9 protein-coding genes and 1 riboswitch are annotated in these 10,837 nt (G+C 69.7%); of the genes, 2 read left to right on the top strand and 7 right to left on the bottom strand.

Features of this window, described 5'->3' with window-relative positions; genetic code table 11:
• Positions 1-542 (top strand): endonuclease/exonuclease/phosphatase family protein (locus R6V09_RS34815; protein ID WP_317885458.1); only part of this gene is annotated, 542 nt, incomplete at its 5' end.
• 6 nt (positions 543-548) lie between these two features.
• Here the strand turns inward: R6V09_RS34815 and R6V09_RS34810 are convergent.
• Entirely contained in the window at positions 549-1,013 is a 465-nt protein-coding gene (locus R6V09_RS34810; RefSeq protein ID WP_317885457.1) for a hypothetical protein, read from the bottom strand.
• A gap of 206 nt (positions 1,014-1,219) precedes the next feature.
• Positions 1,220-2,812, bottom strand: coding sequence for a C40 family peptidase (locus R6V09_RS34805; RefSeq protein ID WP_317885456.1), 1,593 nt, complete (start codon positions 2,810-2,812; stop codon positions 1,220-1,222).
• 8 nt (positions 2,813-2,820) lie between these two features.
• A riboswitch (cyclic di-AMP (ydaO/yuaA leader) is annotated at positions 2,821-2,994 on the bottom strand.
• A gap of 334 nt (positions 2,995-3,328) precedes the next feature.
• On the opposite strand from R6V09_RS34805, the gene R6V09_RS34800 reads away from it, so the two are divergent.
• Positions 3,329-5,425, top strand: coding sequence for a DUF1996 domain-containing protein (locus R6V09_RS34800; RefSeq protein WP_317885455.1), 2,097 nt, complete (start codon positions 3,329-3,331; stop codon positions 5,423-5,425).
• 91 nt (positions 5,426-5,516) lie between these two features.
• On the opposite strand, the gene R6V09_RS34795 is transcribed toward R6V09_RS34800, so the two are convergent.
• The 5 genes from R6V09_RS34795 to R6V09_RS34775 all read right to left on the bottom strand — a co-directional run.
• The gene (locus tag R6V09_RS34795; RefSeq protein WP_317885454.1) at positions 5,517-6,962 is read right to left on the bottom strand and encodes a glyceraldehyde-3-phosphate dehydrogenase; all 1,446 of its coding nucleotides are present in this window, start codon (positions 6,960-6,962) and stop codon (positions 5,517-5,519) included.
• A gap of 146 nt (positions 6,963-7,108) precedes the next feature.
• Positions 7,109-7,423, bottom strand: a complete 315-nt coding sequence (locus tag R6V09_RS34790) for an SCO5918 family protein (RefSeq protein ID WP_317885453.1) — start codon at positions 7,421-7,423, stop codon at positions 7,109-7,111.
• A 62-nt stretch (positions 7,424-7,485) separates the two neighbouring features.
• Complete coding sequence (locus tag R6V09_RS34785; protein ID WP_317885452.1) at positions 7,486-9,060, bottom strand: DEAD/DEAH box helicase; 1,575 nt, start codon at positions 9,058-9,060, stop codon at positions 7,486-7,488.
• Positions 9,061-9,238: 178 nt separating this feature from the next.
• A complete protein-coding gene (locus R6V09_RS34780) occupies positions 9,239-9,442 on the bottom strand; it encodes a cold-shock protein (RefSeq protein WP_019056860.1) in 204 nt (67 codons plus the stop codon).
• A gap of 253 nt (positions 9,443-9,695) precedes the next feature.
• Positions 9,696-10,837, bottom strand: a 1,142-nt coding sequence (locus tag R6V09_RS34775) for an alpha/beta fold hydrolase (protein WP_317885451.1), incomplete at its 5' end; no start/stop codon positions are given.

Genomic DNA, 10,837 nt, shown 5'->3' with positions numbered 1-10,837 from the left:
GACCCGAGGCGGCCCTGGAGCCCCAAGTCCCTTCGCAGGGCGTCGCGTTGTTCTCCCGCCTGCCGGTCCGAGAGTGGCGGGCCCTACGGCTCGCTCCGGGCCCGCTGGCCGTGCCGCTGAAGGTGGCCGGGCGGGCCGCTCCGGTGCTGGCCCGCGATCAGCCCAGGGCCGCCCTGGCCGCCGTACTGGAAGGACCGTGCGGCCCGTTCACCGCGGTGGCCGTCCATCTCTCGTTCGTGCCGGGCTGGAACGTCGGCCAGTTGCTCACCGTCCGCCGCTGGATTGCCGATCTGCCCCAACCTCAGCTGTTGCTGGGCGACTTCAACCTGATCGGCGCGCTGCCCCGGGTCGCCCTCAACGCGACCGCGCGCCCGAGCTGGCGGGGTCCGGCCGGGCAGGCGACCTACCCCTCGCACCGTCCGCGCGTCCAGTTGGACCACATCCTGGCGACGGGGCTCGACGCGGACGCCATGGGGACGGCACACACACCGAGGACGGCGATCTCGGATCACCGGCCGCTGGTGGTGGAGCTGTCGCTCTGAGTCGGTTCAGTTCCAGAGGGGATAGGTCACGACGTGCGCGAACTCGTCCGGCCTCCCGGCGGTGTACGTCAGGCTGATCCGGCCGTACTGTCGTACTCCCGGATGCCGCTTCCACGTCTGCGCGTTGTCGAGGCGGACGACGACCGGATACGAGTGGAACTTGCCCGCCGCGCAATAGGGCTTGCAGTCGTTCACCCAGTTGACGCCCGTCGCCGTCGCGGAGTTGGCGTCCCAGTCGGTCCAACGCAGCGACGCCAGGCGGCTGTTGCCGTCGCCGCAGGCGAGCATGAAGTCGGCGGGGCGGACCTCGGGATGCCAGAGGCAGTCGACCAGCACGGGGACCGCGGGCTGCTGGTGGGCGACCGGTTGCGCGCGCACCGTCGCCGGGGCCGCGGACGAGGTGCCCACCGCCGGCGCGAGCAGGGCGGCGGCACAGACCGTGACGACTCCGACCATGGTGTGTTTGTACATGTCCGCTCCCGGCCGCCTGTTCGTACCCGTCGCCCCGCACCCGCACCGGCGGTGGGCCCGCCTGCCGGGACACAGTCGTCGTCCGTCTCTCGTTCGACGCTACGACCGTGTCCTGGGTTCCACCACTCGTACAGACCAACGACACGGACCGCCGGGAGTAGCGGGCTGCACGCGACCGGGGCCGGGAACACCCGGCCCCGAGCGGCTCAGGCGGGCCGTACGGCGCCCCGGATGGCGGCGGAACCGGCGTAGAAGATCGACTCCTCGCGTATCGGCGTACCGGGGCTCGGCGCGTGGATCATCAGGCCGTTGCCGGTGTAGAGGCCGACGTGGTCGATGCTGTCGTAGAAGAAGATCAGGTCGCCGGGACGGATGTCCGTGAGGGGGACGAGGGCGCCCGCTCCCGACTGTTCCTGGGCGGTGCGCGGGAGCAGGACGCCCGCTGCCTTCCAGGCGGCCTGGGTGAGGCTGGAGCAGTCGTAGGCGTCCGGTCCCGCCGCGCCCCACAGGCAGGGCCTGCCGATCTGCGCGCGGGCGAAGGCGAGTGCGGTGCTGGTCTTGCTGAGCGTGCTCGGGTCCTGCAGCGCGTCGGGTACGGCCGCGACGGGCGCCGGGCTGAAGGTCGGGGCCGCGGGGAGAATGATCTCGGGGGCCATTGTCGGAGCCGTGGGCAGGGTGAATTCCGGAGCGGCGGCCGGGGTCGCGGCGAAGGAGACCTCGGCGGCGGGCGGAGTCGGCTGCCACTCCTGCTGCGGTGGGCGCCAGCCCGGATCCGGTGTGGAGTAGGAGGTCCGCTGCTCGGTCACCATGGGCATCTGTCCGGTAGCCCAGGCCTGTTGCTCGGGGATAACGGGCATCTGGCCGGTGGCCCACGTCTGTTGCTCGGTCACGATCGGCATCTGTCCGGTGGCCCAGGCCTGTTGCTCGGGCACGACGGGCATCTGACCGGTCGACCACATCTGCTGTTCGGGGACCATGGGCATCGACCCGGTCGACCAAGTCGTCTCCGGGGTGGGCCAGCTGGTCTCCGGAGGCGGCCAGGTAGCACCGGCCGGGGCGGACTCGGTGCGTGGTGCGGCGATGTACGGGAGCAGCTCCAGGTCCGCGGTGAGCGGGTCGAAGACCGGAGCCGGGGCGGCCGCGACGGCGAATTGCTGCGGTTCCAGGGCGGGCGCGGGCGGCACTTCGATGGCGGGCACGGGCTGCAGGTCGAGGACGGTCGCCTGAGGCATCTGAACCATCTGCTGCATCTGAGGCGACTGCGGTGTGGCGATCTGAGGCATCTGGGGCGCCTGCGGCGCGGCGGGCGGCAGCGCGGCGATGGGGCCGGCGGTCAACTCTGCGACAGGTGCGGCGAGTTGAGGGGTTGCTGACTCCGGTACGCCAGCCCCCGCGGTCAGTTCGGCCACGGCGCGGCCGGGCTGCGCTTCGAGTGCTCGGCCGCCGCTCTCGGCTTCGGGGCGCCGCTCGGTTCGCTCGGGCCGGGCCGCCGGACGGGCGGGAGTCCTGCCGGGCGGCAGGATCGCCGGCACGGTCGGGCCGAGTTGGGCACGGGCCCGGTCGAACCACTGCTTGGTGACGGCGTCGAGGGCGGGGTCGGAAGGGCGCGACGCGCTGGGACGGGGCTCGACACGCTGGCGCGGACCCCCGGACATCTTGCGCGTGGCGTTGTAGTTTCCGGTGGCCGTCTCGGCCCTGTCGTAAAGGGAGTTGATCCGCCGCTGGACTTCGTCGCGGCTGGGTCGGTCGTCCACGGTGGGGCCACTGCCTCCGGTGCGCGTGCGTCGTTCTGCCGGCATGGCAGACGTGCTCCTTCCGTTTCGCGCCTACCGGGTTAGCTGTCGGGTTCGGGCGTCGATCACGGAAGGTTTGCCCTACGGCCCTTGCCCCGAGGGGCAGTTGGGCCGATTCACCCCAAGTTCGGTTGGGTCCCCGGCTCCGGCTGCCGCGAGCGACACGCCGGACTCGGCGCAAGCCGTGCGGCCCGGCGCCGATCGCCGGAGTAGGTCGTACGGCCTGAACGTCAACTTAGCCAACGTGTGTGCCTCGTGTGAAGGTTGAAGCGCGATATGTCCGATACGTATTTGTGACCTTTACCTCGCCCTGGTGTGTCGAGGGCTCAGGGGCCCGTCGGGTCGGGTGATCCATATGAGGTCGCTATGAATTTTTGAGGCGGTTGAACACATCGGGATCCGCTTCCGTATTGGGTCGGGGGATTTCCATGCCGGGACGATCCGGGCCGACCGATACGTGTAGGAGCAACTTCCTTGGCACGCAACACGCGCAGACGCCCCACAGGCGCACGACGCGCGACGATGGCAGCAGTCGCCCTGATGCTGGGCGGCGGAGGACTGGTGGCGGCGAACGTCTACGCGTCGGCGTCCGAAGGTGGTTGGGGCGGTGACTCCGCCCAACAAGGGTCCCCGGACGCGGCATCGCGAGGTGCGACGATCGACTGCCCGGACATTGGCACCCAGTTGACGACGGTGCCCGACGAGGCGAAGACCGACGTCGACAAGGAACTCGCGAATCTGGACCAGCAGATAACCGAGGCCTACCAGAAACTGCGGGACTCGACGGAGTCCATACGCCAGGACGCCTCCTTCGCGGACAACGCGATCATGAATCCGCTGAAGGAGAAGCGGGCGGCGACGATCGGACGGATCGACGACGCCATCGACCGCGTCGGGGACCGCCCGGAGGGGCTCGACGCCCTCGCCGGCTGCACCCTGATCGCACCCACGAACGAGACCGGGGACCAGGACGGCAACGGCAACGGCGACGACCAGAGCGCCAGTGCGAGCGCGAGTGCAAGCGCCAGTGGCCAGGGCGGTCAGGGCAACCAGCAGATCAGCAACGGGCCCGTCGCCTCGGACTACGCGGACATCACCTCCGTACAGCCCAACGTGAACGCTGCGCAGCAGCAGGCCGGTGCCTCGCGCGGCACGTTCGTCACCGCCTGCGGGGTGAACGAGAACGGCCTGTTCAACTCCGACAACGTGATCGTCGCGCCCGGAGTCACCAACGGCGCCCACCACTTCCACGACTACATCGGCAACCAGTCGAACAACGCCTTCGCCAGCGACCAGGACCTCGCGAACGCCGACACGAGCTGCGAGAACCCCGGCGACAAGTCCACTTACTACTGGCCCGTGTTGCGCCTGCAGAACGGCAAGCAGGAGCGGGACGCCGACAAGCCCGGCGGCGGCACCGAGGGCAACGCCGGTGAGATCGTCACGGCCAAGCAGGTCACCCTGACCTTCGAGGGCAACCCGCAGAGCAAGGTCGTCGCGATGCCGCGCCTCCTGCGCATCATCACCGGTGACGCCAAGGCCTTCGTGAACGGCCCCGCCAACGCCAACGCCTCCTGGAGCTGCACCGGGTTCGAGGACCGGCAGCTCAAGGACAAGTACCCGCTGTGCCCCTCGGGCAGCGACGTCGTGCGCACCTTCAAGTTCCAGAGCTGCTGGGACGGCCGCAACATCGACAGCGCCAACCACCGCACCCACGTGGCCTTCGAGGCCGCCGACGGCGCCTGCCCGGACGGCTTCAAGGCCATTCCGCAGCTGGTGCAGCGGATCGTCTACGACGTGGACGCGCCGAGCCTCCAGGACGGCGGCAAGACGACCCCGCTGTTCTCGGTGGACTCCTTCCCCGAGCAGCAGCACAAGCCCGTCACGGACCACGGCGACTTCATCAACGTCTTCGACGAGGGCCTGATGAACGACATGGTCACCTGCATCAACAACGGCGAGAAGTGCGGCGCCGGCACGGACAACGACCCCGGAGGCTCGGGCGACGGCTCCGGCTCCGGCTCCGGTGACGGCTCCGGTTCGGGTGGCGGCTCCGGGTCCGGTGGGGGTTCCGGTGAGCCGCAGGAGTCCCCGTCGGCCACCGACACCGCTACGGCGGCGCCCACGGCCACCGCGTCCGACGAGCCCTCCGGGAACGGCGGCGACGAGGGGAATGGCGGCAACGGCGGCAACGCCGGGAATGGTGACAACGGCGGGAACGGCGACAACGGTGGCCAGGCCACCGCGGATCCCGCGACCAGCGCCCCGGACACCGAGACCAGTGCCCCCGAGCCCACCGACACCCAGACCACCGACCCCGGTGACCTGACGACCGCCGTCTCGGTTCCCAAGGCCGACACGAAGACCGAAGGTTCCAAGTCGACCGAGACGCAGGGGAGTTCGGACAACGGCTCCGGCGGTGAGGTCGGCAGCGCCGCGACGACACCGCCCGCTTCGTCCTCGGGCGGGGAGAGCTACGCCGCCGTAGGCCCGAATCAGCCGCAGGCGCAGGGCGGGCTGGCGGAGACCGGCGCGAATCTGTGGCCCGCGGTGGCCGGAGCGTTGCTGCTCGTCGCCGGGTTCGTGGTGCTGTACCGAGGTAAGCGCAGTACACGCTGACACAACGCACGTCTGTGACAACGACGGCCCGGCCGCCCCGACTTGGGGGTGGCCGGGCCGTCACATGTTCGGCGCGCCGGGGCGGAAGGCCTTAGACAGCCGGTGCCGGATACGTCGGGTACTCGACCCCGGAGACGTGCTGGACGACCCGGACGACCTGGCAGGAGTAGCCGAACTCGTTGTCGTACCAGAGGTAGAGGATCGCGTTGTCGCCGTCGACCTTGGTGGCGCCCGCGTCGATGATCGAGGCGTGGCGTGAGCCCATGAAGTCGCTCGACACCGCGTCGGGGGCGGTGGTGAAGTCGATCTGCCGTTTGAGCGGCGAGGTCAGCGAGACATCGCGGAGGTGGTCCAGGACCTCGGCGCGGGTGGTCTCGCGGCCGAGCCGCAGGCTGAGGATGGCGATCGACACGTCCGGCACCGGGACGCGGATCGAGCTGCCGGTGATCGGCGCCTTGAGGTCGGGCAGCGCCTTGGCGACGGCGGACGCGGCACCGGTCTCGGTGATCACCATGTTCAGCGGCGCCGAACGGCCGCGACGGTCCGCCTTGTGGTAATTGTCCAGCAGGTTCTGGTCGTTGGTGAACGAGTGGACCGTCTCCACATGGCCGCGCAGCACACCGTACTCGTCGGCCATCGCCTTCAGCGGCGGGACGATCGCGTTGGTGGTGCAGGACGCGCAGGACAGGATCTGTTCGTCCGGCTTGATCGTGTCGTGGTTGACGCCGTGCACGATGTTGGGGACGTCGCCCTTGCCGGGCGCGGTCAGGACGACCTTGTCGATCCCGGGCCGCAGATGCTGCGAAAGGCCTTCCCGGTCACGCCACTTGCCCGTGTTGTCGATGAGGATGGCGTCCTTGATGCCGTACGCCGTGTAGTCGACCTCGGACGGGTCCCCGGCGTAGATCACCTTGATCTCGTTGCCGTTGGCGATGATCGTGTTGCTCGCCTCGTCGACGGTGATCGTGCCCTGGAACTGGCCGTGGATCGAGTCGCGGCGCAGCAGCGAGGCGCGCTTGACGATGTCCTGGTCCCCGCCCTGGCGTACGACGATGGCGCGCAGCCGCAGACCGTTGCCCGAGCCGGCCTTCTCGATGAGCAGGCGGGCGACCAGGCGGCCGATGCGGCCGAAGCCGTACAGCACGACATCGCGGCCCTCGCGGCACGCGATCTTGTTGGCGCCGGTGGCACCGGCGACGGCCTCGGCGGTGAACTCCTCGGCGGACAGGCCGCGTTCGTCGGTGCGGTGGGTGGCGGCGAGCATGCCGATGTCGATCTGGGAAGGGCCCAGGTCGAGCGTGGTGAGCGCGCGCAGGTACGGCAGGGTCTCGGTGACCGAGAGTTCCTCGCCGTCGATCTGGCGGGCGAACCGGTGGGTCTTGAGGATGCTGACCACCGACTTGTTGACCAGGGAACGGCTGTGCAGCAGGACCGTGACGTCCCGCTCGCGGTGCAGCTTCCCGATCATCGGGATCATCGACTCCGCGATCTCCTCACGGTTCTTCCAGTTGGTGAACGAGTCCTCGTTGACAGGCACAGGTTTCTCTTTCGAGCTAGGCGGCGCTCATATGCTAACCCGCTGTTCATCTGCTCGTTCAGTGGGGTGCCGCCCAGCCCGTGAACGCCGTGAGGGCCCCGCCGACGCGCGTCGGCAGGGCCCTCACGGTTGTACTGGTGTCGCTGCTACACGTCCTGGGTCGCGCCGCTGCCCAGCAGCGCCGAGGCGTTCTCCATCGGCGTGAGGACGTGTACGGGCACGGCCTCGGGCAGGCCGTGGCAGGTGAAGCCGAGCCGGGTCATGGCCCGGATGACCTCGCCGCTGTTGAAGTCGCGCGGGTCCTGCCGGGTGATGACCTGGCCCACCTGCTTGACGGGGTAGCGGCGCCGCCCGATGGTCACGGACTCACCCGTGACCAGCTCGGGCTTGATGCCCTTCATCGTCTCCAGGACTCCCAGCTTGGTGAGATCGAAGGGATACCGGGCGATGACACAACGCATGTTGCCTCACAGAGAGAAGGAGAAGCCGTCCGAACAGGCCCCCGAGGAGGCCGAGTTGATCCCTAGGCCGCAGGGCCGAAGGAAGAGCGTCGCTGGCCCCTGCTGCTGCCACCGGCACCGCCACTGCCGCCGTTGCCGCGGCGAGCCGAGCCGCCGCCGGTCCGGCCCTCGGTGGAGGGACGGCCACGACGACCGCGCGACGACGAGGAGGAGGGGCTGCGGCGGCTGCGCTCGCGCTGCTCCACGACCGGAGCGGTGATGACGACCGGGACGCCGGAGGGAGCCTGGGCGCCCGTGATCCGGGTCAGCTCCTCCTCGCCCGACCGCACCGAGGTCACCTCGGCGGTGACGCCGGCCATGGTCATCAGGCGGGTGAAGTCACGGCGCTGGTCGGGGGTGACCAGGGTCACGACACTGCCGGACTCGCCCGCACGGGCCGTACGGCCGCCGCGGTGCAGATAGTCCTTGGGGTCGGTGGGCGGGTCGACGTTGACTACCAGGTCGAGGTTGTCGACGTGGATGCCGCGCGCCGCGACGTTGGTCGCCACCAGCGCCGTCACATGCCCGTCCTTGAACTGGGCGAGGGTGCGGGTGCGCTGCGGCTGGGACTTGCCGCCGTGCAGCCCGGCCGCGCGGACGCCGTTGTTCAGCAGGTGCTTGACCAGCCGGTCCACGGCGTGCTTGGTGTCCAGGAACATGATGACCCGGCCGTCGCGCGCCGCGATCTCGGTGGTCGCCCGCTGCTTGTCCGTGCCGTGGACGTGCAGGACGTGGTGCTCCATCGTCGTGACCGCGCCCGCGGAGGGGTCGACGGAGTGGACGACGGGGTCGGTCAGGTAGCGGCGGACCAGGAGGTCCACGTTGCGGTCCAGGGTGGCCGAGAACAGCATCCGCTGGCCGCCCGGCTGCACCTGGTCGAGCAGGCCGGTGACCTGGGGCATGAAGCCCATGTCGGCCATCTGGTCGGCCTCGTCGAGGACGGTGATGGTGACGTTGTCCAGTCGGCAGTCGCCGCGGTCGATCAGGTCCTTGAGCCGTCCCGGCGTCGCGACCACGACCTCCGCGCCACCGCGCAGCGCCCCGGCCTGGCGGCCGATCGACATACCGCCGACGACGGTGGTCATCCGCACACTGACGGCACGGGCGTACGGGGTGAGCGCGTCGGTGACCTGCTGGGCCAGCTCGCGGGTCGGGACGAGGACGAGTGCGAGGGGCTGACGCGGCTCGGCCCGGCGGCCCGCCGTACGGGCCAGCATCGCGAGGCCGAAGGCGAGGGTCTTGCCGGAGCCGGTACGGCCGCGGCCGAGTACGTCGCGGCCGGCAAGGGAGTTGGGGAGGGTCGTCGCCTGGATCGGGAACGGGACGGTGACGCCCTCGTGTCCGAGCGCGGCCAACAGCTTGGCGGGCATGTCGAGTTCGGCGAACGACTCCACGGCGGGAAGGCCGGGGGTCACCGTCTTCGGCAGCGCGAACTCGCCCTGCAGCGCGGCCGGTCGGCCGCCGCCGCCCTTGGAGCGGCGCGGAGCGCTGGAGCGATTGCCGGACGGAGCTGCCGAGCGGTAGCCGCCGCTCTTTCCGGATTCCGGATTTCCATTGCGCTTTCGCGCGAAGCGATCATTTGTACGTGCGCGGTTCAATGTGGAACCTTCCTTGATATGGCACGTATCAAGGAATTCCCGCGGTGAATGAACGGCGCAGAGAATCGCAAGAACGAGCCGGTGGCTTCGGCGGAATAGCGCCGAAAGCATGGGAAATGCAGCGAGCTGGGGCCCGCACCCCAAGGTGCGGGCCCCAGCTGCGAAGTTAACGTCGGTGTTACGCAGGAACGATGTTCTCGGCCGTCGGGCCCTTCTGGCCCTGCGCGATGTCGAAGGTCACCTTCTGACCCTCCTGCAGCTCGCGGAAGCCCTGGGCGGCGATGTTCGAGTAGTGGGCGAAGACGTCAGCGCCGCCACCGTCCTGCTCGATGAAGCCGAAACCCTTTTCCGCGTTGAACCACTTCACGGTGCCACTGGCCATTTTGTTCTCCTTCGGGGCGGTCAGCGGAGTCCGCACTGTGCGGGCTCCGTGTCGCCGTGATGATCACCCCGCCGGAAGAAAAACCGGACACACAAAAAAATGCTCCACCGCCTCGGAGGGCGGTGCGGGCATCTGAAGGGTTTGGCAACCACAACTGCAACTGAGATCAATAGTAGCACGGCGCGATCGTGCGTGTGCGGCCGTGAATTCCGTTTCTCATGCCGCGAACATAGATATTCGATCTCCCGCCGGGCTATGCGAGGCCGTCGATCCAGTCGCGGACGGCCTTGGCCGTGGTCGGCGCGTCCTCTTCGAGCACGCTGAGATGAGTGCCGGGGGCATCCGTCGTGTCCTGGACGCCGGGCCAGGACGACCGCCACTGCGGCGGCATGTCCGCCAGTGGTGCACAGGCCCGGACCAACAGGCTTGGCACCTTGGTGAGTTCGGGCTGCCAGCCACGGAACATCCGCGTGTACGCGCCCAGCGACAGCAGCGTCAGATCATCCACCAGGGTGTCGAACCTCTCACCGGCGGCCAGCGGGATCCGGGCGGGCAGGGACAGCAGCCACGGCTCGGCCTCCCGGTCCGGGGTGATGTGGTACGAGTCGATCAGCACGAGTCCGGCCGGGGGAGCGCCGAGGCCTGTCAGGTGCGTGGTGAGCGCGTGGGCGGCCGATCCGCCCATGGAATGGCCGACCACTACATAGGGGCGATCGCCGAGCTGGTGCCGCACGGTCGTGGCGTGCGACGCGGTCAGTGTCTCCAGGTTCCGCGGCACCGCGTCTCCGTGGTCGATCCCGGAGTGCCGCAGCTCGAACACGTCCCGTTCGCCCTCGAAGCAGGAAGCGAGCCCGGTGTACCAGGGGCGGCCCAGGTTGGAGGCGAAGCCGGGAACACAGACCAGGGCCGGCCCCCGGGTGCCCGCGGCCAGCCGCAGCGGGGGCAGCGTGTGCCGGGCGGCCTCCTCGGGGCCGAAGGCAGTCACGCCGATGGACGCGGTCACCAGCAGGTGCATGGCCGATACGACGTCACCCGTCTCGCACACCTGCCGGTACAGGGCCGGCAGCGACTGCCCGGCTCCGCGTCCGCGTCCACCGGCCCGCGCGGGTGCCGGAACGTTCGCGGCGGCGGGCTCGTCGGGCAGCGTGCCGCGCAGCTCGCCGTACAGGTGCTCGGCGAGCTGTTCGGTGTCCGGCCAGTCGTAGGCCACGGTGACTGCTAGGGGTGTCCCGGTCAGCTGGCTCAGCCGGTTGCAGAGCATGACCCGCATCAGGGAGTCGAGGCCCAGTTCCGCGAAGTCCCGGTCCACGGCGTCGACTTCCGTGTGTCCGAGCACGGCGGCGACCTCGGTACGGACGAGTGACCGCAGGGCGGGCAACCGCTCGAGATCGGAAG

The organism is Streptomyces sp. W16, from assembly GCF_033194735.1.
GTDB lineage: Bacteria > Actinomycetota > Actinomycetes > Streptomycetales > Streptomycetaceae > Streptomyces.
The sequence above is the reverse complement of the archived record's forward strand: the minus strand, read 5'-3'. Positions and strand labels throughout refer to the sequence as shown.

Coding starts and splice junctions, on each gene's coding strand:
- R6V09_RS34800 (WP_317885455.1), top strand. CDS start 3,329: ATGGCAGCAGTCGCCCTGATGCTGGGCGGCGGAGGACTGGTGGCGGCG.
- R6V09_RS34790 (WP_317885453.1), bottom strand. CDS start 7,423: ATGCGTTGTGTCATCGCCCGGTATCCCTTCGATCTCACCAAGCTGGGA.
- R6V09_RS34780 (WP_019056860.1), bottom strand. CDS start 9,442: ATGGCCAGTGGCACCGTGAAGTGGTTCAACGCGGAAAAGGGTTTCGGC.
- R6V09_RS34810 (WP_317885457.1), bottom strand. CDS start 1,013: ATGTACAAACACACCATGGTCGGAGTCGTCACGGTCTGTGCCGCCGCC.
- R6V09_RS34805 (WP_317885456.1), bottom strand. CDS start 2,812: ATGCCGGCAGAACGACGCACGCGCACCGGAGGCAGTGGCCCCACCGTG.